Consider the following 22713-nt stretch of genomic DNA (forward strand, 5'->3'; position numbering starts at 1 on the left):
ATCTTCCGGCTAATCGTCGGGATCGTTTGCGACTAGCATCCGCTTATCTCTCCCTTCAAAGGATGCCGCCATGAAAGCCATTGGTCTGACCCGTTACCTGCCCATCAGCGATCCGCAGTCGCTCGTCGATGTCGAGATCGCCCAGCCCGAGGCCAGCGGCCATGACCTGCTGGTCAAGGTGGAGGCAATCTCGGTGAATCCCGTGGACACCAAGGTCCGGGCGCCGAAAGACAAGGTCGAGGATGCGCCGCGCGTGTTGGGCTGGGATGCCGCTGGCACCGTCGTGGCTGTCGGCGCGGATGTCACGCTGTTCAAGGTAGGCGATCCCGTGTTCTACGCCGGCAGCATTACGCGCCCGGGCGCGAATAGCGAGTACCACCTGGTAGACGAACGGATCGTCGGCCATAAGCCGGCTTCGCTCGATTTCCCGCAAGCGGCAGCCTTGCCGCTGACAGCCATCACGGCCTGGGAAGCGATGTTCGATCGCCTGCGTATCTCGCCGAAAGGCGAGGACGCCGGAAAATCGGTGTTGATTATTGGTGGCGCGGGTGGGGTAGGGTCGATCGGCATCCAGCTTGCCAAGGTTCTGGCTGGCTTGACGGTGATTGCCACGGCGTCCCGGCCGGAATCTGAAGCCTGGTGCCGCGGGCTTGGGGCCGACCATACGATTGATCATCACGGCGACATCCCGGCCCAACTGCGCGCGCTGGGTTTCGCGCATGTGGACTTCGTCCTCTGCTTCAACGACACCGATCGCCATTTCAACGCCATGGCCGAGGCTATCGCCCCGCAGGGAACGATCTGCACGATCGTGGAGAATACCGGCCCCCTGGCCATTTCGGCGCTCAAGAACAAGAGCGCCGGCTTTGTCTGGGAATTAATGTTCACGCGGGCGATGTTCCAGACGCCGGACATAATTGCGCAACACCGGCTGCTGAATGAGGTGGCGCGGTTGATCGATGCCGGCAAGCTGCGGACTACGGTGGGTGACAACCTCGGCACCATCAATGCGGCCAATCTGCGTCGCGCCCATGCGCTGCTCGAAGGCGGGCGAACGATCGGCAAACTTGTGCTCTCCGGCTTCTGATAGCGGTATATCTGCAATTAACTGCCAGGCAGCGCGCGACACCAATATGAAGGGGCGGGCCTCTCGCGAGGCCCGCCCCTTTTGCTTTGCTTGCAGTCGGGGCGAGATCAGATGGTGGTCGCCGGCGACGTCCGCGCGCTTGTCATGCGATGCACGGGTGGTATCGCCTGCAGATCGTTCACGAAGCCGGCAATGTGGCCAATCACGGTAGCGTCACGCAGGATCCGGCGATGCCCGAGGCCCTGGGTTGTTACCAGCCGCGCGGCTGGCCATGCGCCTGCGATTGCCGCACCGTCCTCCCAACGGACTTCCTTGTCCTCGCGATCATGAATCACCAGCGCGGGTGGTACCGGTCGCGTGCGTCCCACGTCGGGCACGTTGAACGTGGACCACTGCGTGCCCAGCCACTGTTCGCTGCGACGCTCCATGCGGGCCTGCACGTGTGGCGCCACGCCAAGTTGCCAGGCGAGGGTGGAGCAGGCGCTGTGCATGTCGGCGGGAGAGCCGAGCATGACCACGCCGCGCACGGGCAAGCCTTCGCGGATTGCATGGGCCGTGGCCGCGCCGCCCATTGAGTGGGCTACCACCGCATGGACCGGGCCGACGTGCCAGGCAACGGCCAGCAGCGATCGGGCCATCTCGATAATCGAGCTTTGATCCTGCCCGCGCGCGCCTGCGTCCGAGGCTCCATGCGATAGCGCGTCAAATGCCACCACGCGCATACCCGCCGCCAGCAAGCCGCTGACCACGGCGTGCCACTGGCCGGCTTCGCCGCCCCAGCCGTGCGCAAGCAGAACCACGGGTCCCTTGCTGCCCCAGCGATAGACGCGCACGCGCCGGCTGGCGCCCTGGCCGGTGACCAGTGCCCATTCTGCGCGGGCGCTGTCGAGCAAGCGCAGACCGTCGGGCGTGGATCGCGCGCGGGGTGGGCTGAACCACAGGCGCTCCAGCGCCCGGGATGTCGCCACGGGGAAAATCAGGCTGCCGGCCTGCCAGCTCAGACGTCGGCTGGCATGACTTATCGCTCCGGCCAAACGGGAAAGTGTGGCGCCGGCGCGTCGGCGATTGGAGGCCGTCTCGCCGGGTGCGGATGCACGGGCGGGGCGGGTTTGGGTTGACGATGACAGCACTTGCGACACGACAAACTCCTCCTGCGGATGCTTCAACCGGTCAGGCCGGCAGCAAGACCCTGTGATTCCTGAAGATTTTTGTACGTCACGACCGACCAGTCGTGCTATTTTTTGGGCAAGAAAAAGTGGCAAAAATGCCGTTGGATACACCGCGCTTCCATCACCGATACTTATCGTGCGGATGCTCGAACGCTGCTGTTTCCGCCTTAGCGTGTCGCAACGAGCGGTTCGGCGCGATTCTCTTTCAGGTCATTGACCAGTCTTGCAAAGGCGCGCCGCGCCATCGTTTCGGCGCTCGCACGGCCCATCAGCTTGAATGACGACTGGAAGGACATGCCGATACCTTCCATTTCGAACGCAAACTGGTGCGCGTCGGTATCGGCGCGCAATACACCTTCATCCACCGCATCGCCAATCACGCGCACGATCGTGCTGTGCCAATCCTTGAATGCCTGCACAACCTTGTCGCGTATGACTCCGGGGCGATTTGCGTACTCCTGGGAGAGGGCCATGAAAATACATCGGCCCTCCACGACCGTGCCCCCCAGCCATGCCAGGTAGCCATCGAACAGCGCCAGCAATCGAGGCGCGCCACGGCGCTGCCGCATGGCGGGGTTGATCACGATCTCGCCAAATCGCTCCATCGCGTGTTCGAGCACGGCTTCCTGCAGCGCCTCCTTTGACTTGAAGTGCGCGTACAACCCGCTCTTGGACATATTCGTGTCCGCCGCCAGGGTCGCGAGCGACAGCTGTTCGAACCCGACCTGCGTCGCGGATCGGAATGCCTGTTCGATGATGGCGGTGCGAGTGAGTTGGCCTTTTTGCATGGGTTTGAGAATAGCACGACCGGTCGGTTTGTCAACTTGCCTTGTGCCACACATTGACGATACTGATGTGACGTCAACGCAAAACAGGCGGTCCCGTTATGTGTGTGGCGGGAGGAGGAAGTTGTGCTCTATCCGTCTTTTGGATGAGAGTCTGGAAGAACGGAGCGAGCCATCATAGGAAATCTGCAAAAGTGTTCCAGAAGACCTTACGGAACGCTTTACGTGCTCTATACTCGAATGCACGTCCGCGCACTTTTTTTTCACTGGTGACTGGAGACCGACATGAACAGTACAGCCGTGCCAAGAGGCGCTAGCGAACCGTTCCGGCAACTGCGGGCGTTGCGTCGAGCGCGCAAGCTCAAGCAGGAGGACGTCGCCCGTAAGGCCGGGATATCCCGGGAAGCTTATCTACGGGCGGAATCGGGACAAGCCGATCCGCGTATGTCCACGTTCCTCGCGGCCTGTGAGGCACTGGGCCTCGAGGTCGTACTTGCTCCGCAGCATCTTGCGGCAGACGTGAACGCATTCATTGCCAGCCGTAATGGCGGCGTAACAGCCGCATCCATGGCGGGCCCGGCAACCACCGCGCCTGCCGCGCCGGCCCCTGGCGGGTTCGGTTCGGGCTCGACGCCCGAAGGTCACAAGCCCGTCTGAGCCCGGTAGGGCTCCGGATTTCTCGGCACGGCGAACGTTTGTTCGCCGTGCCGAGGTCCAGTCGCCCCTGCGTTTGGGCGCGATGACCTTTTCCTCCTGGCTGGCCTGGGCGCAGCCATCGCCGCTGTCGTCCATGCAGCCGGCATTCTGCCTCGCCGATTCTCCGGCGTGATTGGCAGCCCCTTTCCGAAAGACTTTCTTCTCTGTCTGTCCTGCTTTCGCAGCACATCCGTGCAACTGCGCGTTTGCTCGCGCGCTGTCGCCTATCGTAATTGTGGTTTGACATTGCGCAAGACGATGATTACGATTTGGTAAATCGATTTCATAATACGTAAATCGAAGATAAAGCGGAGACATCGTCACAGGACGGGCCTGGCGTTCGCCAGCAGCCAGTCTCCTTGCCGCCCAGGATGCTCGCCGCGTCGCAGGTACGAGCAAAGTGAGAGGAAGACTTCATGACCCAGACCCAACTCAATGTGGCCGACACCGCCGTGGCGGAGTACATGTCCGGTTTTGCCAATGAGTTCGCCACGGAGGCGTTGCCCGGCGCGTTGCCGGTAGGACGCAACTCGCCGCAGCGCGCGCCGTATGGCCTGTATGCCGAACAGCTATCGGGCACCGCGTTCACCGCGCCGCGCGCCCACAATCGCCGTTCGTGGCTGTATCGCATTCGCCCGGCAGCCATGCACAAGCCGTTCACGTTGATCGAGCAGGATCGTTGGCTGAGCCGCTTCGACGAAGTGGCGCCATCGCCCAATCAGATGCGCTGGAGTGCGCCGGCCATGCCGACCGTTCCCACCGACTTTGTCGATGGCATCGTCACGATGGCTGGTAACGGCGGTCCGGAAGCGCTGTCCGGGTGCGGGATCCATCTGTATCTGGCCAACGCGTCGATGCGGGACCGCTTCTTCTACAACGCCGATGGCGAAATGCTGATCGTGCCGCAGGAGGGCCGTCTGCTGATCGTCACCGAGATGGGGCGCCTGGCGGTGGAGCCGCAGGAGATCGTGGTGATCCCGCGCGGCGTGCGTTTCCGCGTGGAACTGCCCGACGGCGCGGCGCGTGGCTATATCTGCGAAAACTACGGCGCGATGTTCAAGCTGCCCGACCTCGGCGTAATCGGCTCCAACGGGCTGGCCAACCCGCGTGATTTCCTGACGCCGGTCGCCAGCTACGAGGATCGCGAAGGCGACTTCGAACTGGTCGCCCGTTTCCAGGGCAATCTGTGGCGTGCCGACATTGGCCACTCGCCGCTCGATGTGGTGGCGTGGCACGGCAACTATGTGCCGTACAAGTACGATCTGCGCCTCTTCAACACGATCGGCTCGATCAGCTACGACCATCCGGACCCGTCGATTTTCCTGGTGCTGCAATCGCCGTCGGATACGCCGGGCGTGGACACGATCGACTTCGTGATCTTCGGCCCGCGCTGGCTGGCTGCGGAAGACACGTTCCGTCCGCCCTGGTTCCACCGCAATATCGCCAGCGAATTCATGGGTTTGATCGCGGGCGAGTATGACGCCAAGGCCGAAGGCTTTGTGCCGGGCGGGGCGAGCCTGCACAACTGCATGAGCGGTCACGGCCCCGATGCGGAGACCTTCGAGCGTGCGTCCGCCTCTGACACCAGCAAGCCGCACCACATCACGGACACGATGGCATTCATGTTCGAAACCCCGGGCGTGATCCGTCCGACGCGGCACGCTGCCGAGTCGGCGCTGCTCCAGCACGATTACTACACCTGCTGGCAAGGCCTGAAGAAGCATTTCAACCCGAACGTGCGTTGATCTGACGCGACTCTCGCACCAATAGGAGTAACAAGATAATGACTGCCCCCAAGACTAGCTGGGTCAATTCCGCGAACGACGGCCAGACCCATTTCCCGCTGCAGAACCTGCCGTATGGCATCTTTTCGACCACGGGCGGCGCGGCACGCGTGGGCGTGGCGATCGGCAACCAGATCGTCGATCTGGCTGCGCTGGACGATGCCGGCCTGATGCCGACGGCGGCCAAGGGCGCGTTTGCAGCGTCGAGCCTCAACCGCTTTATCGCGCTGGGCAAGCCGGTCTGGACCGACGTGCGCGCGCGCCTGACCGCGCTGCTGTCCGCCGATGACCAGCGGCTCTCCGGCAACGTGGCGCTGCGCGACAAGGCACTCGTGCCGATGTCGGCCGCCACGCTGCATTTGCCGGTGGATATTCCCGGCTATACGGACTTCTATTCGTCGCGCGAACACGCCACCAACGTTGGCCGCATGTTCCGCGATCCCGAAAACGCGCTGCTGCCAAACTGGCTCGAAATCCCGATCGGCTATAACGGCCGTGCGAGTTCGGTGGTCGTCAGCGGCACCGCGCTGCATCGTCCCAATGGCCAGATCAAGCTGCCGAACGAGGCACGCCCGATCTTCAGCCCCTGCCGCAAGCTTGATTACGAGCTCGAGATGGCCTTTATCGTCGGCAAGCCGTCGAACCTCGGCGAGCCGGTGAGCACAGGCGATGCCCCGGCCCATATGTTCGGTCTGGTGATCCTCAACGATTGGAGCGCCCGCGATATCCAGCAGTGGGAGTACGTGCCGCTCGGTCCGTTCAACAGCAAGTCCTTCGGCACCTCAATTTCGCCGTGGGTGGTGACGATGGACGCGCTGGAGCCGTTCCGCCGCGAAAACCCGGCGCAATCGCCGGAGCCGTTGCCGTATCTGCAGCAGCAAGGGCAAAACGCCTACGACATCGACCTGGAAGTGGCGCTGCAACCAGCCGGCGCCACGGCGGCCAGCACGGTGTGCCGCACCAACTTCAAGGCGATGTACTGGACCATGGCGCAGCAACTGGCCCACCACACGGTATCGGGCTGCAATGTGCGCATTGGCGACCTGATGGGCTCCGGCACGATCAGCGGCACTACGTCGGATTCGTGCGGCAGCCTGCTGGAAACCACGCGTAATGGTGCGGAACCCGTCACCTTGGCTGATGGCGCGAAGCGCGGTTTCCTCGAGGATGGCGATACCGTGACCATGACGGGCTGGTGTCAGGGCGAAGGGTATCGCGTCGGCTTCGGCGAGGTAACAGGTAAAATCCTGCCGGCGCGCTAAGTACCGCGACGGCTGCTACGGCGGCCACGGCAAGTCAACAGGGCGGAGCGGCAAGAAAGTGCTGCATCCGCCCTGTTACATTTCCGAAATTCCGTTACTTTTCTGGCACAGCCAGTGCGCGCAGGAGCATGAGAGAATGCGCCGCCGACCAGATATCCAACCTATCAGAATCTGGCGGCGGACCGGGTCACAATCCTCCCACGCGCAAGGCATGACACTTGAATTCGAGATCCGCGCATGGGCGGCATGTGCGCCGGCGTTGCAGACACACGCCGACTGGCTGGCATGGAGCCGAGCCCCATGGCTGCCGGAAGGTGCTGATCTGCCCGCGCTTGCCGCGATGGCGCCGATGTTGCGTCGCCGTGTCAATGCCACAGGACGTGCCGCGCTACATCCCGCCTACGAGATCGCCGCCAATGACGCAGGCGTAATGCCGGCCGTCTTCGCGTCGCGTCACGGGGATTCGCGCCGCGCTTTTTCGATGCTGAGCGAGCTTGCCGCCGGCGAACCGCTGTCGCCCACGGCGTTCGGTCTGTCCGTGCACAACGCGATCGGGGCGATGTTTTCCATCGACCGGAGCGCGGCATCCAATATCCAGGCGTTGTCCGGTGGGAAGGACACCGTCGAGGCCGCCATCGTCGAGGCCTGCAGCTTGCTGGCCGATGGTGCCGACGAGGTTCTGCTGGTCTGCTATGACACGCCGCTTCCCGAGCCGTACCTGACGTATGCCGACGAACCGCAGTGCCTGTATGGGTGGGCGTGGCGCGTGGGCTTGCCGCGTGCAGGCGCGCCAGTGTGGACGCTCGAGTTGGCCGATCCCGCGATCGAGGTGACCGACAAGTCGGGGGACGGCCCCGTGGACGGTCAGGGCAAGCCGCTGCTGCCACACGGCCTGGAGGTATTGCATTTCGTCCTGTCCAATGACGCAGGGGCCGGCAAGTCGCAACTGTTGCATCGCACGGATCATGCGATCTGGAAGTGGGGGCGCCATGTTTGACCGCCTCGGCCGCGCGTGGCGCGTTGTCGCCACGGCATTCTGCTTCGCGATCTTCGGCATCGGGGGCCTGGTGCTGGGCGTTCTGGTATTCCCGCTGCTCTCGCTGATGCTCTGGGCGCGTGCCAGGGCGCAGCGGGCCTGTCGCCGCGTGATTCATTCCACGCTTTGGGGATTCCTGTGGCTGATGCGCACTCTGGGTGTGCTGGACTACGAAATCCGCAATGCGGATCGGCTGCGCCGGCCCGGCCTGCTGATCGTGGCCAATCATCCGTCGCTGATCGATGCGGTCTTCCTGCTGGCGCTGACACCCGACGCGAACTGCGTCGTGAAGGGGGCGCTGGCGCGGAATCCGTTCACGCGGGGGGCCGTGCAGGCCACCGGCTGGGTACGCAACGACAGCGGTGGCGTGGCGATGGTCGACGACTGCATCGCATCACTCCGCGCCGGCAGCAGCCTGATCATCTTTCCGGAAGGCACCCGCACGCGGCCCGGCGCGCCGCTGCAATTGCAGCGCGGCGCGGCCAACGTGGCCGTACGCGGCGATATTGCGCTGACACCGGTGGTGATCCGCTGCGTACCGCCTACGCTGACTAAAGGCGAGAAGTGGTACCACGTCCCACGGCGGCGGCCGCGCTTTGTCATCGACGTTCATGCCGATGTCAGCGTCGCCCAGTGGGTGCCGCAAGGCCTGGAGCCCGTAAAGGCCGTACGCCGGTTGAATCATTCACTATCTGACTATTTTTCTCGGGAGATCCGCCGTGAAGTCGCTTGAGCAGGAAATCAAGGAACTCATTATTACCTCGCTGTCTCTGGAAGATATCAAGGCGGAAGATATCGAGACCGACGCGCCGCTCTTCGTGGAAGGGCTGGGGCTCGATTCCATCGACGCGCTGGAACTCGGCCTGGCGCTGCAGAAGCGCTATGGAATCACTATGAAGGGCGAGAAGGACGAAGTCCGCGCCCGGTTCGCCAGCGTCGCGACGCTGGCCGCCTATATTGCGTCGCAGCGCGGCCAGGCCACCGCGTGACGCGCGGATGATGGTCTGGATGGTTTGAATCGGGGAACACGGAGCCACAAGCATGACGCACGACGAAATCTTCACACGCGTGGCCGGGGTGCTCGAACAGATGTTCGAGATCGACCCCGCCCGCATCACGCTCGATGCGCGCCTGTATGACGATCTCGATATCGACAGCATCGACGCCGTGGACCTGCTGGTGAAAATGAAACCGCTGATGAGCCGGCCGATCCGGGCGGAGCAGTTCAAATCGGTGAAGACGGTGGGCGACGTGGTGCGGACCCTGGCATCGCTGATCGACTCGCCGGCCACCGCCTGACAAGCACATGGCATGGCGCAAATGGGGGCTGGGGCTGCTGACGATGGCTTACCCGCTCGTGATCTACTTCGGCTTGCAGCACTACTCGCCGCGCGTGATGGCGCTGGCGCTGGTCGTGCTCGCGCTGCTGCGCGCCGCCACCAGCCGCCAGACCGGCTGGCGCGTCACGGCGCTGCTGGCGGCCGCGCTGGCAATTGCGGTGCTGGCCTCCGATCATGAATTGCCGCTGAAGCTCTACCCCGTCCTCGTCAACGTGGCCATGCTCGCCGTCTTTGGCTGGAGCCTGCGCCATCCTCCCACGCTGATCGAACGCCTTGCGCGCCTGCGCGAACCGGACTTGCCGCCGAGCGGCGTGGCCTATACGCGCCGGGTCACACAGGCTTGGTGCGTGTTCTTCGTCGTCAATGGCACGATTGCCGCGATCACGGCCCTGGCCGGTAGCGACCGTGCCTGGGCGATCTACAACGGCGGCATTGCCTACGGATTGATCGGCGCGATGTTCGCGGTGGAGTGGCTGGTGCGCCAGCGCGTGAAGCGCCGTCATGCGGAGGGCCATCATGGATGACCGTCCGAACGGCGTCAGTGCAACGATGGCGGCGCTGGTTGCCCGAGACGGTGCTCGCGCCTTGGTCGCGCGGGCAACGGCATGGCGACACGCGTTCCTGGCGGCGCCCGGCGCGCGCTGGGCATTGTTCGTCGACAGCCCGGCCGAGTTTGCCGCTGCGCTGTTCGGCGCCTGGCACGCGGGCAAGCATGTGGTGCTGCCCGGCGATGCGAGGCGCGATACGCTTGCCGCGCTGCGCGAGCAGGTCGATGGCATGGCCGGCGATCTTCCGCAGGGCCTGCAACCGTCTGCCACGGAGTCTCCGCTGCAATGGCCCCGCCTGGACGCGCGAGAAACCTGGATCACGTTGTTCACGTCCGGCTCCACCGGTGCGCCGGAGGCGGCGCCCAAGCGGCTGGCGCAGTTGGAGGCCGAGGTCCATGCGCTCGAACAGGCGTTTGGTCCGACGATGCCGCGAGAAAACCGTTTGTTGACTACGGTTTCGCATCAACATATCTACGGCCTGCTGTTCACGGTCCTGTGGCCGCTGGCGGTGGGCCGGTCGATGCCGGTGGCACGCATGGCGTTCCACGAGGAGTTGGTCGCGGCCTGTGCCGAAGACCGGACACCGGTGGTCCTGGTCAGCAGCCCGGCGCATCTGAAGCGGATGCCGGAAGCGCTGGACTGGGCCGCCACGCGCGGCGTGGTGCGGGCGGTGTTTTCGTCTGGTGGTCCGTTGCCGCCAGAGGGTGCGTCGGATGTGCTGCGCCATACCGGTGTCTCGCCGATCGAAGTATTTGGAAGTTCCGAGACCGGTGGCGTCGCGTGGCGTCAGCGCGCGGCAGGGGACGACCGCTGGACGCCGCTGCCCGGTGTGGCGTGGCGGCTGCAAGAAGGGTTCCTCGCGGTTCGCTCGGCCCACCTCGCCGACGATGACTGGCAGGTGTGCGCCGACCGGGTGCTGCCGACTGGAGATGGCGCATTCGTGCTGGCCGGTCGGGCGGACCGCATCGTCAAGATCGAGGAAAAACGGGTGTCGCTGAGCGCGATCGAGCAGCGGTTGCAGGCGTCGCCGCTGGTGCGCGAAGCCCGCGTATTGCTGATCGAGACCGCTATCGGCACGCGCGTGGGCGCGGCCATCGTGCTGCAGGAAGCCGGCCAATCGATGCATGACGGCAAGGGCCGTCATGCGCTGATTGCCGCGCTGCGCCGTGCGCTGGCCGACGGCGTTGACCGGCTGGCGTTGCCGCGGCGCTGGGCGTTCCCGCAGGCGTTGCCGTGCAACGCCCAGGGCAAGACCACCGAGGCGATGCTGCGCGAACTGCTGCGTCACAGTATTCCGGTGGCGCGCTGGGTGGAGGCCGACGATACGTCGGCCACGGCCGAGCTGGACATCGCCGAAGACCTCGCAATCTTCGATGGCCACTTTCCGGGCGCACCGGTCGTGCCGGGCGTCGCTCAGGTCGACTGGGTCATGGCGCTGGCGCCGCAACGCCTGGCGGTCCCGCCACGTCAACGTTTTGCCAGGCTGGATGTGCTCAAATTCCAGGCTGTGATGCGTCCCGGCGCAGCGGTGCGCATGGCGCTCGACTGGCAGCCGGCGTCATGCACGCTGGCCTTTCGACTAACCTCCGATGCCGGCTCGCACGCGAGCGGCAAGATCGTTTTTCACCCCGCAGTTTCATGACCGCCGTTTTTCGTCCCATCGTGCTGGTTCCGGTCTTTGACCACGAACATGCCATCGGAGCCATGGTCGAGGCCATCCTGAGGCATCCGTGGCCTTGCCTGCTGGTCGATGACGGCAGCGGCCCGGCGTGCAGCCAGGTGCTGCGCGACCTTGCCGATGCCCATGGGGAGCGCGTGATCCTGATCCGCCTGCCGCAAAACCGGGGCAAGGGCGCGGCGATGATGGCCGGGTTCCAGGAGGCCGCGAAGCTCGGCTATACGCACGCGCTGCAGATCGATGCCGACGGGCAGCACAATGCCGACGACATCGCGCGTTTCTTCACGCTGGCACGCGAGAACCCGACGGCGGTCATCGCGGGCTGCCCGGTGTATGACCAGACGGTGCCGCGCCACCGCTTCTATTTCCGGTATCTCACGCACATCCTGGTGTGGATCAACACGCTCTCGTTCGAGATCCGCGACTCGATGTGCGGCTTGCGCGTCTATCCGCTCGACGCGGTGACAGCGCTGATGCAGGACGTGCGGCTCGGCCACCACATGGAGTTCGACACCGAGGTGATCGTGCGCCTGTACTGGCGCGGCGTGCCGGTCGTCAACGTTCCGACGCGGGTCACGTATCCCAGCGATGGCGTCTCGCATTTCCGTCTTATCCAGGACAACCTGCTGATGACGGGGATGCTGACCCGCCTGTTCTTCGGCATGTTGTGGCGAATGCCGCGTCTGTTGTGGCGCAAGGTGCGCCCCGCATGAGCACCTTGCACCCCGAAACACAGGGCGCCGCGCCGCGCCGCCGCACGCCGCACTGGAGCGCCATTGGCGAAGCCACCTGCGTCTGGGGCATCTGGTTACTCTACGGCCTGTACCGCGCGTTCGGCCGGCTGCTGTTCCGCGTGGTGATGTACCCCGTGGTCGTCTACTTCTGGCTGGCGTATCCGCTGGCGCGCCGGTCTTCGATGGAGTATCTCGCGCGAGTCGAGGCGGCAACAGGCGCCATCGGCACGCAGCCCACGTGGCGCCAGTCGCTACGGCATCTGTTTTCGTTTGGCGACACGATGCTCGACAAGCTGCTGGCCATTGGCGGACGGTATCGCTTCGAGCATGTTTCCAAGGAAGGCGGCGACGTGCTGCTCCGGCAGATCGCGAGCGGGCGGGGCGGCATCATCATGACGGCTCACGTCGGCTGTCTGGAGCTTTGCCGGGCGATGGCCAACCGGTTGAACGGGCTGCGGCTGACCGTGCTGGTCCACAGCGCCCATGCCGAGCGCTTCAATCGCATTCTGGCGCGGCTGGACCCGGACTCGATGCTGCAGCTCTACCAGATCGACGATATCTCTCCGGCCACGGCGCTCGAACTGTCCGCGCGCGTGGAGGCCGGTGAATTCGTGGCGATTGCCGGCGATCGCGCGCCCGCGCACGGTGGCCGGGCTGTGCGGGTGCCGTTCCTCGGTCAGCCCGCACGCTTCCCGGTAGGCCCCTATGTGCTGGCGAGCCTGCTGAAATGCCCGCTGTACGCGATGGGTTGCGTGCGGGAGGGGCGCGGGCACCTGATCCGCTTCACCGAGCTGGAACGCGTCGTGACGCTACCGCGCGCCACACGCGAGGCACGTCTGCAGGCGCTGGCCGCAACCTACTCCCGCTGGCTGGAGGACCTCGTGGCGCGTTCACCGTACGACTGGTTCAATTTCTATGATTTCTGGGCGGACGATCCGATCAGCATCGGCCGCCGTGACATGCAGCAGCCCGCACAGGAGCGCGATGCCAAGAATCCTGAGTCATGAAATCACGCTGACGCCGGCGTTCCACGATCTCGATCCGATGAACGTGGTCTGGCACGGCAACTATCTCCGTTACTTCGAGCTGGCACGCTGCGCGTTGCTGCAGCAGATCGACTACGACTATCCGCAGATGTCAGTATCGGGCTATGCCTGGCCGATCGTCGACGTGCGCGTCAAGTACGTTCGCCCGTTGCGATATGGCCAGCCTGTGATCGTGCGTGCCACGTTCGCGGAATGGGAAAACCGGCTCCGAATCGACTACGAGATGCGCGACGCGCTGTCCGGCGCGCGGCTGACCAAGGGATACTCCATCCAGGTGGCGGTGGATATGGCCACCCAGGAGATGCAGTACGTCAGTCCGCCCGTGCTGCTGCAACGGCTTGGAGTCGAGCCATGATGCGCCGCCGGGCTCTGCAGGCGACGTTTGCGCTGGTGACGATGGCGGCGATGAGCGTGGTACCGGCGCACGCCGAGGATCTTTCCGCGGCCGTGTCGGCGCGGTTGTCCGATGCGCCGGTCATCCATGGTCAGTTCGAGCAGACGCGCCGCCTGGCCGGCTTCAGCAACCCGTTGATCTCGCGGGGCGACTTCGTGATGGCGCGAGGCCGGGGCGTAGTGTGGGCCACGCGCGAACCGTTCGCGTCGAGCCTGCTGGTCACGCCAGAGAAGCTGGTGATGCGGGGCGCGGACGGCAAGGTGCAGCAGGAAATGCAGGCCGATGCCCAGCCCGCCATGCGGCTGGTCGGGGAGTCGATGATCGCGATCCTGCGCGGCGACCTGCGCAGTCTGTCCACGCGCTTTAGCGTGACCGGCAAGCTCGTCGGCAAGTCGGGCTGGACGCTGACCCTGACACCGACCGATGCGGGTGTGCGCCGCGCGTTCACGCGGATCGATCTGGCCGGAGACCGCTACGTCCGCGACGTCAGGCTCGAGGAAGCCAGCGGCGACAGCACCGTCGTCAGGATGATCGACCCCGCCGGAGCGGAAAAACTCAGTCCTTCGGAGGAACAACGTTTTGAATGAACTGGCCCACGGGGCCGCGATGCAGGGCGGGCTGACCCGCCGCGAGCGCCTGCTGGCGATTGGCTGGCTGCTGCTCGTGATTGCGCTGATCGCGCACCAGGTGCAGTTCTGGCGTGCATCGCGGCTCGACACCGACGTGATGGCGCTGCTGCCGACCAGCGAGCGCACCGCCACGGCCGATCGCGTGCTGCGGCAGCTGACCGACGGTGTGTCGCGCGAGATCGTCGTGTTGGTGGGGGGCTCGGACTGGGCCCGCACGCGCGCGGCGGCGCAGCGCTTCTCGCAGGCCACGTCCGGCGGCAGCGCGTTGCTGAAGCCCGTCGACAAGATTGCCGCGTTCGATTTCGATGCGGCGCTGGCGTTCTACCGGCCGTGGCGCGACGGGCTTCTGACCGACGCGCAGCGCGAGGCATTGCGCACGACCAATGCCGATACGCTCGCGCAGCAGGCGCTGACGCGGCTCTACCAGTTTTCCACCGGACCGCGCCTGACCGATTGGGCGTCCGACCCGCTCGGGCTGTGGCAGAACTGGTGGCTGTCTCGCGCGGCGGTGACCCGCGTACATGAGCGCGATGGTCTGGCAACGGTGACCGGCGAAGGCAAGGATTGGGTGCTGTTGACCTATCGGATCACCAAGCCCGCGTTTTCCGCCAATGGCAGCACCGACTACGGCGACCTGCTCCACGCGGCGGAAGCGGCGGCGCGTCAGGGCGACGACGGCGTGCGCGTGGTGACGGCCGGCATCCCGCTGCACGCCGAAGCCGCGGCCGCGCAGGCCAATTGGGAAATGAACGTGATCGGATGGGGTTCGCTGGCCGCGGTGCTGCTGCTGGTGTGGCTGGCCTTCCGTTCGCTGCGGCCCATCGTGCTGGTGGGGCTGTCACTGCTGATCGGGACGGCGGCAGCAATCTCCGCCACGGCGATCGTCTTCGACCGCGTCCACCTGATCACGCTGGTGTTCGGCGCCAGTCTGGTCGGGGTGGCCGAGGATTTCGGCATCCACTACTTCGTGACGCGCCAGGCCATGCCACGCGCGACACCGCCTGCCGTGATGCGCTTCCTGGCGCCCGGACTGGCGCTGGCGTTGTCTACGAGCGTAGTGGCCTATCTCGCGCTTGGCATCGCACCGTTCCCCGGGCTGCGCCAGATGGCGCTGTTTTCCGCGGTTGGCCTGATCACGGCCTTCCTGACCGTGCTGTTCTGGTTCCCTTTGCTCGATCGGGGCAACCTGCGTCCGACGCGTCTTTCCACCTGGCTTGCCGATAGCCTGGCGCGCTGGCCGTACGCACGCAATGACCGGCGTACCTGGCTGGCGCTTGGCGTGTTGATGCTGTTCATCGTGACCGGCATCTGGCAGGTGCGCGTTGCCGACGACATCCGGCAACTGCAGAGTTCGCCGCCCGCGCTGATCGAGGCGCAACGCACGGCAGGGCAGTTGCTGGGCACGCCAAGCCCGGCGCAGTTCATCCTCGTGCGTGGCGCAACGCCGGACGAGGTGCTCGCGCGCGAGGAGGCGATCAAGGCCGGGTTGGCCGATGCGATCCGGCGCGGCGATCTGGCCGGCTTCATTGCGATCTCGGACTGGGTGCCGTCCGCCGGCCGTCAGCAAGCCGATGCCGCGCTGGCCGATCGGCAGGAGGCGGCGATCCGCGCACGCGTGGCCAGCGCAGTGGGCGGCTCGATCGCGCCGCCCGCTCCGTCCGCGCGTGCTGGTGACGCCGTGCTGACGCTGCCCGCGTGGCTGGCGAATCCGGTATCGGAAACGCCGCGGCACCTGTGGCTTGGCCGCGAGGGCAATGGTTTCGCCAGCGTGATGCTGTTGCGCGGCCTGGACCACGTGTCGGCGATTGACGGTATCGCGGCGTCGGTGCGGCAGGTGCCCGGCGCGGAGTGGGTCGATCGCGTGGCCGATATCTCGTTCCTGCTCCATCACTACCGGGTATTGATGAGCTGGTTCCTGCTGGCAGGCGCCGTGGGCGTGGCACTGCTGCTCTGGTGGCGTTATGGCCGCTCGGGCTGGCGCGCCCTCGTGCCGACGCTGCTGGCGGCGGCGTTCAGTGTGGCCGTGCTGGGCTGGACCGGCGTGCCACTGCAATTGTTCTCGGTGCTCGCGCTGGCGCTGCTGCTGGGTGTGGGCGTCGACTATGGAATTTTCCTGCTCGAACACCCGGGCGATGGCGTGTCCTGGACCGCCATCGTGCTCGGGGCGGCCAGCACGTTGCTGGCCTTCGGGCTGCTTGCGTTGTCGTCGACTCCCGCGCTTCATGCGTTCGGGGCGACGATGCTGTCGGGCGTGGGTGCGGTCTGGGTGATGTCGCCGTGGTTCAGGCCGCTGCCCGGAACGTCATCGCATCAAATCAGTCAGGAAGGATCTCAATGAAGAAAGAGACAGTGGACGTACTGATCGTCGGCGCGGGCCCGGCGGGTTCCGTGGCGGCCGGATTGCTGCGCAAGCGCGGCATCGGCGTGCTGGTGATCGAAAAGGAAACGTTCCCGCGTTTCTCGATCGGCGAGAGCCTGCTGCCCCAGAGCATGGCCTACATCGAGGAGGCCGGTATGCTGCAGGCTGTGGTGGAGGCGGGCTTCCAGTACAAGAACGGGGCGGCCTTCGCGCGGGGCGACCGCTATACCGATTTCGATTTTCGCGAGAAATTCTCGCCGGGATGGGGCACCACCTACCAGGTGCAGCGCGCCCATTTCGACGATGTGCTGATTCGCGAGGCGCAGAAGCAGGGCGCCGAGGTGCGCTTTCGCCATGTTGTGGAAGCGGTGGACGTCAGCGGTGCCGCGCCGGTTGTCACCGTGCGCGATCCGGATGGCAACGTGTATCAGGTGGAATCACGCTTCCTGCTGGACGCCTCTGGCTTTGGCCGGGTTTTGCCGCGCCTGCTCGACCTGGAGTCGCCGTCGAATTTTCCGGTGCGCGCCGCCATCTTCACGCACGTGGCCGACAGGATTCCGGGGGGCAGCTTCGATCGCAACAAGATCCGCGTCAGCGTGCATCCGGAACACGTCGATGTCTGGTACTGGACCATCCCGTTCTCCAACGGGCGTTGCTCGCAGGGCGTGGTGGCCGAGAAGTCGTTCCTCGACCGGTACGAAGGCGATGAAATGACTCGCCTCAGGCAACTCGTGGCCGAGGAGCCGGGCCTCGCGAAGCTGCTGAAGGATGCCGAGTGGGACACGCCGGCCCGCCAGATCGTCGGCTATTCGGCCAACGTCCGGTCGCTCTGGGGCAATGGCTACGCACTGCTTGGCAATGCCGGCGAATTTCTCGACCCCGTGTTTTCGTCGGGCGTGACGATCGCATTCAAGTCGGCCAGCCTCGCCACCGCCTGCGTGGCGCGCGCGTTGGCCGGCGAATCCGTGGACTGGGAAACCGAGTACGCCAGGCCGCTGAAAGCAGGCGTTGACTGCTTCCGTGCCTTTGTCGAAGCATGGTACGAAGGCAGCTTCCAGAAGCTTATCTTCCATCCCAACGCGCCCACCGACATTCGCGACATGATCTCGTCGATCCTGGCAGGCTATGCCTGGGATCTGAACAATCCATTCGTGACGGAGTCGCGCCGTCGGCTGAGCGTGCTGGAGCAATTTTGCGACGATTGAGGCTGCCCGCCGCGCTGGCGACGCTGGCTGCGTTGGCCGCGCTAGCGGTGCTGGCCGGTTGCGCCACCGTCGCCCCGACGCGGGCCGAGGTGCCGCTGTTGCGCCTGCCGCCGGCCTCGCTGGGCAGGACGCTGAGCCTGCAGCAGCAGATCACAGTGCAGTTCCCATCGCCGCAGGGCGAGCAGACACGTGACATGATCGCGATGCTGGAAGCCGATGCCGCCCATACGCGGCTGGCCGCCGTGGCAGGTGGCCAGGTGCTGGCGCGTATCGATTGGGATGGCCGGGACCTGCGTGTGACGCGGGCCCCGTGGGCCCCACGGGAACTGATGCCCGAGCGCATCCTGAGCGACCTGCAACTGTCGCTCTGGCCTGTCGAAGCGATTCAGGCGGCGCTGCCCGATGGCTGGCACGTCGATGCCACGCCGGCCATGCGTGTGCTGCGGTACGGCGATGAGGTCGTGGCCGAAGTGCGCTATCCGGATGCCACCACCACGCTGTTCACGCAGCGGCGTGACGGCTATCGGCTGACCATTCGCACGTTGCAGGAAGAAGGAAAGACGCCATGACGATCTATCTGAACGCAATGAACGTGATATGCGCGCTCGGTAGCGGCAGCGACGCCGTGCGTGCCGCGCTGTGGCGCAGTGACTGTCCGTTTGGTGGCGAGGTCACCGAACGCTATACGCCGGGCAGTCCGCTGCATCTGGGCACCGTTGCAGAGCCCATGGCGGCCACCGACCTTCCGGCGGGCACCGCGCTGGAACTGGCCAGCCGCAACAACGCCATGCTGGAGCGCACGCTTGCCGGCTTGCGTCCGGCGGTGGATGCGGCCATCGCGCGGGTGGGCCCGATGCGGGTGGCGATCGTGCTCGGTACCAGCACGTCCGGCATCTACGAGGGCGAGCTTGCCGTGCGCACGCACGCGAAAGAGGGCACGTGGCCCGAGCAGTTCCACTACGCCCAGCAGGAGCTTGGCTCGCCGGCCCGGTATCTGGCCTGGCGGCTCGGCGTCGGCGGGCCTGCCTACACGATTTCCACGGCGTGCTCGTCCAGCGCCAAGGCCATGTCGGCCGCGGCCCGCCTGATCGAGCACGGCATCGTCGACGTGGCAATCGCCGGTGGTGTCGACACGCTGTGCACGTTTACGATTTCCGGTTTCCTTTCGCTCGATTCGGTGAGCGCCGAGCGGTGCAACCCGCTGTCGGCGAACCGGCGTGGCATCAATCTGGGAGAGGGCGCGGGGTTGTTCCTGATGTCCCGCGAGGCCGGGCCCGTGCGGCTGACCGGCTGGGGCGAGACTTCGGATGCCCACCATATGTCCGCACCCGACCCATCGGGTGTCGGCGCGCGGACGGCCATGCAGCAGGCGCTGGCTCGCGCCGGACTGAAGCCCGCGGACATCGACTATCTGAACCTGCACGGAACCGCCACCGAGCAGAACGACGTGATGGAAGCGCGTGCGGTGTCCGACCTGTTCGGCGCCGGTGTGCCGGTCAGTTCCACCAAGTCGCAGACCGGGCACACGCTTGGGGCCGCCGGCGCGGTGGAAGCCGCACTGCTGTACCTGACGCTGACGGACAACCCCCGGGGTCGCCTGCCGCCGCACTGGTGGGATGGCATCGCCGACCCCGCGATGCCGCCGCTGCATGTGGTGGGCGCTGACGAATCCCTGGGCCGGCCGGTGCGCCATGCGGTGAGCAATTCATTTGCGTTTGGGGGTAGCAATTGCGTATTGGTGATGGGGGAGGGCTAAAGATGCGCACACCCGCACCGATATCGACCTTGCCGCCCGTTGGCGAGCTGGTGCCGCATGACGGCGCGATGCGTCTGATCGACGAACTGCTGGCAGCCGATGACACCCAGTGCGTGGCGCGCGCGACAGTCAGGTCGACGCAGTTGTTCGTCGATGACGCTGGGATGCCCGCATGGATTGGCATCGAGTACATGGCGCAGACGATCGCGGCATGGGCGGGTATGCAGGCTCGCGGCAAGGGATGCAAGCCCGGCCCGGGTTTCCTGCTGGGCTCGCGCCGCTATGCCAGTGACGTGCCCGCGTTTCCGGTGGGCAGCGTGCTGACCATTCGTGCCCGGCTGGAGATGACGGGTGATGACGGCCTGTCGCTGTTCGCCTGCACGCTGGACATGGGCGGCCAGGAGGTGGCTCGGGCAACGGTTTCGGTATATCGGCCTGCGGACGCGCAGGCCTTCCTCGAGGGGCAGCAGACATGACAACCCAGACCGTGCTCGTCACGGGATCATCGCGCGGCATCGGCCGCGCCATTGCGCTGCGTCTTGCGCGCGATGGCTATGACGTGGTGATCCACTGCCGCGCGCGTCGCAACGAAGCCGAATCGGTGGCCGACGCCGTGCGCGCGTTCGGCCGAAATGCGCGCGTGCTGTGTTTCGATGTCGGGCAACGCGAGGCCGCGGCCAGCGCATTGCTGGCCGATATCGACCATCACGGCTGCTACTACGGAGTGGTCTGCAACGCCGGGCTGGCCCGCGATGCAGCGTTTCCGGCCATGAGCGGCGAGGAGTGGGACGAGGTGATTCACACCAACCTCGATGCGTTCTTCAACGTGCTCAATCCCGTGGTGCTGCCAATGGTGCAGCGGCGTCGGCCGGGCCGGATCGTCACGCTGTCGTCGGCGTCCGGGATCGTGGGCAATCGCGGGCAGACCAACTACAGCGCTGCCAAGGCTGGGGTGATCGGCGCCACCAAGGCACTGGCGATCGAACTGGCCAAACGCCAGATCACGGTCAACTGCGTGGCGCCGGGGCTGATCGACACGGAAATGATCGAGGAACACGTGCGCGAGGAAGCCATGAAGATGATTCCCGCCCGCCGCATGGGCACCCCGGACGAGGTGGCGGCCACGGTGGCGTTCCTGCTTTCGCCCGATGCCGGGTACATTACGCGCCAGGTGATTTCGGTGAACGGAGGCATGTTCGGATGAAGCGGGTGGTGGTCACGGGAGCGGGCGCGGTCAGCGCGATCGGCAACGACTGGGCGACGGTGCGCGAGCGCCTGGCCGCCGGTCGCAATGCGATAGTGGTCATGCCAGACTGGCGCGAGATCCGTGGCCTCAACACGCACATCGCGGCGCCGGTGCCGCCGTTCACGCTGCCGCCGCACTACACGCGCAAACTCATGCGGACCATGGGCCGCGTGTCGCAGATGGCCGTGCTGGCGACCGAATCGGCGCTGGCCGGTGCCGGGCTGGCCGGACATCCGCTGGTGACCGGCGGACAGATGGGGATCGCGTACGGGTCCTCGACCGGCACGCCGTCCGCCGCGCAGGACTTCGCGCGGATGATGAGCGACCGCACCACCGAGGGCGTCAATGCCACCACGTACATCCGCATGATGTCGCATACGGCCGCCGTAAACATCGGCGTGTTCTTCGGCATCAAGGGCCGCATCCTGACCACGTCGAGCGCCTGCACGTCAGGCAGCCACGGCATTGGCTACGCATACGAGACGATCCGCATGGGCCGTCAGGTGGCGATGGTGGCCGGCGGCGCCGAAGAGCTTGACGCCACGGAGGCGGCCGTCTTCGATACGCTGTTCGCCACCAGCACGCGCAACGATGCGCCCACGGCGACGCCACGACCGTTCGATGCCGCGCGCGATGGCCTGGTGCTGGGCGAGGGCGCTTGCACGCTGGTACTGGAGGAACTGGAGCACGCGCGCCAGCGCGGCGCCCCGATCCTGGCCGAGATCGTCGGCTATGGCACCAACAGCGATGGCGTGCATGTGACCCAGGCCGACGCCGGCACGATGGCCCTGGCCATGCGGATGGCGCTCGACGATGCCGGCGTCTCGCCGGATCGAATCGGCTACGTGAACGCGCATGGCACGGCTACCGATCAGGGCGATATCGCCGAATCACAGGCCACGCACGCCGTGTTTGGCGCCCGAATGCCAATCAGTTCGCTCAAGAGCTACGTCGGCCATACGCTGGGCGCGTGTGGTGCGCTCGAGGCGTGGATGACGATCGAGATGATGCGCGATGGCTGGTTTGCGCCGACGATCAATCTGGAGAACCCCGATCCCCGCTGCGCGCAACTTGACTACATCGTGGGCGAGGGGCGTGCTATCGACACCGAGTACGTGATGAGCAACAATTTCGCGTTCGGCGGCATCAATACGTCGCTGGTCTTGCGCCGCTGGAGCGACTGAGTCGTTCCTGACCCTTTCGGCCTTTTTCGATCCTTTTCGATCCTTTTCGACGCATTCGAACCCTTCCACTGACATGCCGCTCGCACTGCGTACCGGATCTGTGATGGCCTTCGCGGCAATGGCGCCGCCCGTGAGCCGTTGGATGTCGCAGGAAGAACTGGGGCGGCTGGCGACGATGCGGGCCGAGGCGCGGGCGGAGCAGTTCGCCGCCGGCCGGTGGCTGGCGCGCCGGCTACTGGCGGTGACATTCGGCGGCGATGCGTCCGAGTGGGCGCTGTCGGCCGCGGAGGATTCGCCGCCACTGGCGATACATACGAGCGGAGCGGTGGGCGTGCCGGTATTCGTGTCGATTGCCCATTCCGGCGATCACCTGGCCTGCGCGGTGGCCGATGTGCCGGTTGGCATCGACATCGAGCACCTGCAGCCGCGCAAGCATCTGGACACGCTGATCGAAGCCACCACGACGGAGGCCGAGCGTGCCGCGCTACCCGAACTGTTGCGCGAGAGCGATGCCGATGCGCGTCTCGTGGCGTTTTTTCAACTCTGGACCCTGAAGGAAGCGTGGATCAAGTGCCACGGTGGCAACCTGTTCCAGACCATGATGGGACATGTGGTGGAGGCGCTGCCGGCGCCGATATCCCAGGCCAATGCGGTGACCTGGCGGCGCGATGACGCCGTGCTGGCGTTGGCGGCTTCCGCGCCCGTGGACGGATTGGGCTTGCCGGATGCCACCGGTTGGCGGCTGCGCGAGCGCGACGCCGCCGACTGATTCCGC

Annotated in this window: 24 protein-coding genes; 22 read left to right on the forward strand and 2 right to left on the reverse strand. The window is 65.6% G+C overall.

What is annotated here, in order from left to right:
• The first annotated feature begins 70 nt into the window (after positions 1-70).
• Complete coding sequence (locus RMET_RS22520) at positions 71-1087, forward strand: zinc-binding alcohol dehydrogenase family protein (protein WP_011518852.1); 1017 nt, start codon at positions 71-73, stop codon at positions 1085-1087.
• Between the two features lie 107 nt (positions 1088-1194).
• Here the strand turns inward: RMET_RS22520 and RMET_RS22525 are convergent, their stop codons facing one another.
• Complete coding sequence (locus RMET_RS22525; RefSeq protein ID WP_011518853.1) at positions 1195-2226, reverse strand: alpha/beta fold hydrolase; 1032 nt, start codon at positions 2224-2226, stop codon at positions 1195-1197.
• 197 nt (positions 2227-2423) lie between these two features.
• Complete coding sequence (locus RMET_RS22530; RefSeq protein WP_035822158.1) at positions 2424-3044, reverse strand: TetR/AcrR family transcriptional regulator; 621 nt, start codon at positions 3042-3044, stop codon at positions 2424-2426.
• Between the two features lie 282 nt (positions 3045-3326).
• On the opposite strand from RMET_RS22530, the gene RMET_RS32730 reads away from it, so the two are divergent.
• From RMET_RS32730 to RMET_RS22640, 21 genes are all read left to right on the forward strand, one after another.
• Entirely contained in the window at positions 3327-3698 is a 372-nt protein-coding gene (locus RMET_RS32730) for a helix-turn-helix domain-containing protein (protein WP_011518855.1), read from the forward strand.
• A gap of 455 nt (positions 3699-4153) precedes the next feature.
• The gene (gene hmgA, locus RMET_RS22545; RefSeq protein WP_011518857.1) at positions 4154-5482 is read left to right on the forward strand and encodes a homogentisate 1,2-dioxygenase; all 1329 of its coding nucleotides are present in this window, start codon (positions 4154-4156) and stop codon (positions 5480-5482) included.
• 38 nt (positions 5483-5520) lie between these two features.
• Positions 5521-6783, forward strand: a complete 1263-nt coding sequence (gene fahA / locus RMET_RS22550; protein WP_011518858.1) for a fumarylacetoacetase — start codon at positions 5521-5523, stop codon at positions 6781-6783.
• A gap of 211 nt (positions 6784-6994) precedes the next feature.
• Positions 6995-7780 carry a beta-ketoacyl synthase chain length factor gene (locus RMET_RS22555; protein WP_035822155.1) on the forward strand — a complete coding sequence of 262 codons (786 nt, stop codon included), beginning with the start codon at positions 6995-6997 and terminating at the stop codon, positions 7778-7780.
• On the forward strand, positions 7773-8552 hold the full coding sequence (locus RMET_RS22560; protein WP_011518860.1) for a lysophospholipid acyltransferase family protein: 780 nt from the start codon (positions 7773-7775) through the stop codon (positions 8550-8552). Before RMET_RS22555 ends, RMET_RS22560 begins: the two co-directional genes overlap by 8 nt.
• On the forward strand, positions 8539-8808 hold the full coding sequence (locus RMET_RS22565) for a phosphopantetheine-binding protein (protein WP_011518861.1): 270 nt from the start codon (positions 8539-8541) through the stop codon (positions 8806-8808). Before RMET_RS22560 ends, RMET_RS22565 begins: the two co-directional genes overlap by 14 nt.
• A gap of 52 nt (positions 8809-8860) precedes the next feature.
• The gene (locus RMET_RS22570; protein WP_008652282.1) at positions 8861-9118 is read left to right on the forward strand and encodes an acyl carrier protein; all 258 of its coding nucleotides are present in this window, start codon (positions 8861-8863) and stop codon (positions 9116-9118) included.
• Between the two features lie 7 nt (positions 9119-9125).
• A complete protein-coding gene (locus RMET_RS22575) occupies positions 9126-9683 on the forward strand; it encodes a COG4648 family protein (protein ID WP_011518862.1) in 558 nt (185 codons plus the stop codon).
• A complete protein-coding gene (locus RMET_RS22580; protein WP_011518863.1) occupies positions 9676-11349 on the forward strand; it encodes an AMP-binding protein in 1674 nt (557 codons plus the stop codon). The genes RMET_RS22575 and RMET_RS22580 overlap by 8 nt, the downstream gene beginning before the upstream one ends.
• The gene (locus RMET_RS22585) at positions 11346-12098 is read left to right on the forward strand and encodes a glycosyltransferase family 2 protein (RefSeq protein WP_011518864.1); all 753 of its coding nucleotides are present in this window, start codon (positions 11346-11348) and stop codon (positions 12096-12098) included. The genes RMET_RS22580 and RMET_RS22585 overlap by 4 nt, the downstream gene beginning before the upstream one ends.
• Positions 12095-13126 carry an LpxL/LpxP family acyltransferase gene (locus RMET_RS22590; RefSeq protein WP_011518865.1) on the forward strand — a complete coding sequence of 344 codons (1032 nt, stop codon included), beginning with the start codon at positions 12095-12097 and terminating at the stop codon, positions 13124-13126. The genes RMET_RS22585 and RMET_RS22590 overlap by 4 nt, the downstream gene beginning before the upstream one ends.
• Positions 13104-13520 carry an acyl-CoA thioesterase gene (locus tag RMET_RS22595; RefSeq protein ID WP_011518866.1) on the forward strand — a complete coding sequence of 139 codons (417 nt, stop codon included), beginning with the start codon at positions 13104-13106 and terminating at the stop codon, positions 13518-13520. The genes RMET_RS22590 and RMET_RS22595 overlap by 23 nt, the downstream gene beginning before the upstream one ends.
• The gene (locus RMET_RS22600) at positions 13517-14146 is read left to right on the forward strand and encodes a LolA family protein (protein WP_011518867.1); all 630 of its coding nucleotides are present in this window, start codon (positions 13517-13519) and stop codon (positions 14144-14146) included. Before RMET_RS22595 ends, RMET_RS22600 begins: the two co-directional genes overlap by 4 nt.
• A 19-nt stretch (positions 14147-14165) precedes the next feature.
• Entirely contained in the window at positions 14166-16526 is a 2361-nt protein-coding gene (locus RMET_RS22605; RefSeq protein WP_011518868.1) for an MMPL family transporter, read from the forward strand.
• On the forward strand, positions 16523-17752 hold the full coding sequence (locus tag RMET_RS22610) for an NAD(P)/FAD-dependent oxidoreductase (protein ID WP_011518869.1): 1230 nt from the start codon (positions 16523-16525) through the stop codon (positions 17750-17752). The genes RMET_RS22605 and RMET_RS22610 overlap by 4 nt, the downstream gene beginning before the upstream one ends.
• A complete protein-coding gene (locus tag RMET_RS22615; protein ID WP_029309554.1) occupies positions 17740-18321 on the forward strand; it encodes a DUF3261 domain-containing protein in 582 nt (193 codons plus the stop codon). Before RMET_RS22610 ends, RMET_RS22615 begins: the two co-directional genes overlap by 13 nt.
• Positions 18318-19508, forward strand: coding sequence for a beta-ketoacyl-ACP synthase (locus RMET_RS22620; protein ID WP_011518871.1), 1191 nt, complete (start codon positions 18318-18320; stop codon positions 19506-19508). The genes RMET_RS22615 and RMET_RS22620 overlap by 4 nt, the downstream gene beginning before the upstream one ends.
• A gap of 2 nt (positions 19509-19510) precedes the next feature.
• Complete coding sequence (locus RMET_RS22625; protein ID WP_011518872.1) at positions 19511-19984, forward strand: hotdog family protein; 474 nt, start codon at positions 19511-19513, stop codon at positions 19982-19984.
• The gene (gene fabG, locus RMET_RS22630; protein WP_011518873.1) at positions 19981-20712 is read left to right on the forward strand and encodes a 3-oxoacyl-ACP reductase FabG; all 732 of its coding nucleotides are present in this window, start codon (positions 19981-19983) and stop codon (positions 20710-20712) included. The genes RMET_RS22625 and fabG overlap by 4 nt, the downstream gene beginning before the upstream one ends.
• On the forward strand, positions 20709-21938 hold the full coding sequence (locus RMET_RS22635) for a beta-ketoacyl-ACP synthase (RefSeq protein WP_011518874.1): 1230 nt from the start codon (positions 20709-20711) through the stop codon (positions 21936-21938). Before fabG ends, RMET_RS22635 begins: the two co-directional genes overlap by 4 nt.
• Before the next feature lie 103 nt (positions 21939-22041).
• Entirely contained in the window at positions 22042-22707 is a 666-nt protein-coding gene (locus tag RMET_RS22640; protein ID WP_227874128.1) for a 4'-phosphopantetheinyl transferase family protein, read from the forward strand.
• Positions 22708-22713: the final 6 nt, after the last annotated feature.

This window comes from Cupriavidus metallidurans CH34 (genome assembly GCF_000196015.1).
Classification (GTDB): Bacteria; Pseudomonadota; Gammaproteobacteria; order Burkholderiales; family Burkholderiaceae; genus Cupriavidus; species Cupriavidus metallidurans.

Coding starts and splice junctions, on each gene's coding strand:
- RMET_RS32730 (WP_011518855.1), top strand. CDS start 3,327: ATGAACAGTACAGCCGTGCCAAGAGGCGCTAGCGAACCGTTCCGGCAA.
- RMET_RS22625 (WP_011518872.1), top strand. CDS start 19,511: ATGCGCACACCCGCACCGATATCGACCTTGCCGCCCGTTGGCGAGCTG.
- RMET_RS22640 (WP_227874128.1), top strand. CDS start 22,042: ATGGCCTTCGCGGCAATGGCGCCGCCCGTGAGCCGTTGGATGTCGCAG.
- hmgA (WP_011518857.1), top strand. CDS start 4,154: ATGACCCAGACCCAACTCAATGTGGCCGACACCGCCGTGGCGGAGTAC.
- RMET_RS22635 (WP_011518874.1), top strand. CDS start 20,709: ATGAAGCGGGTGGTGGTCACGGGAGCGGGCGCGGTCAGCGCGATCGGC.
- RMET_RS22605 (WP_011518868.1), top strand. CDS start 14,166: ATGCAGGGCGGGCTGACCCGCCGCGAGCGCCTGCTGGCGATTGGCTGG.
- RMET_RS22575 (WP_011518862.1), top strand. CDS start 9,126: ATGGCATGGCGCAAATGGGGGCTGGGGCTGCTGACGATGGCTTACCCG.
- fabG (WP_011518873.1), top strand. CDS start 19,981: ATGACAACCCAGACCGTGCTCGTCACGGGATCATCGCGCGGCATCGGC.
- RMET_RS22580 (WP_011518863.1), top strand. CDS start 9,676: ATGGATGACCGTCCGAACGGCGTCAGTGCAACGATGGCGGCGCTGGTT.
- RMET_RS22595 (WP_011518866.1), top strand. CDS start 13,104: ATGCCAAGAATCCTGAGTCATGAAATCACGCTGACGCCGGCGTTCCAC.
- RMET_RS22585 (WP_011518864.1), top strand. CDS start 11,346: ATGACCGCCGTTTTTCGTCCCATCGTGCTGGTTCCGGTCTTTGACCAC.
- fahA (WP_011518858.1), top strand. CDS start 5,521: ATGACTGCCCCCAAGACTAGCTGGGTCAATTCCGCGAACGACGGCCAG.
- RMET_RS22560 (WP_011518860.1), top strand. CDS start 7,773: ATGTTTGACCGCCTCGGCCGCGCGTGGCGCGTTGTCGCCACGGCATTC.
- RMET_RS22610 (WP_011518869.1), top strand. CDS start 16,523: ATGAAGAAAGAGACAGTGGACGTACTGATCGTCGGCGCGGGCCCGGCG.
- RMET_RS22570 (WP_008652282.1), top strand. CDS start 8,861: ATGACGCACGACGAAATCTTCACACGCGTGGCCGGGGTGCTCGAACAG.
- RMET_RS22530 (WP_035822158.1), bottom strand. CDS start 3,044: ATGCAAAAAGGCCAACTCACTCGCACCGCCATCATCGAACAGGCATTC.
- RMET_RS22555 (WP_035822155.1), top strand. CDS start 6,995: ATGACACTTGAATTCGAGATCCGCGCATGGGCGGCATGTGCGCCGGCG.
- RMET_RS22590 (WP_011518865.1), top strand. CDS start 12,095: ATGAGCACCTTGCACCCCGAAACACAGGGCGCCGCGCCGCGCCGCCGC.
- RMET_RS22520 (WP_011518852.1), top strand. CDS start 71: ATGAAAGCCATTGGTCTGACCCGTTACCTGCCCATCAGCGATCCGCAG.
- RMET_RS22620 (WP_011518871.1), top strand. CDS start 18,318: ATGACGATCTATCTGAACGCAATGAACGTGATATGCGCGCTCGGTAGC.
- RMET_RS22600 (WP_011518867.1), top strand. CDS start 13,517: ATGATGCGCCGCCGGGCTCTGCAGGCGACGTTTGCGCTGGTGACGATG.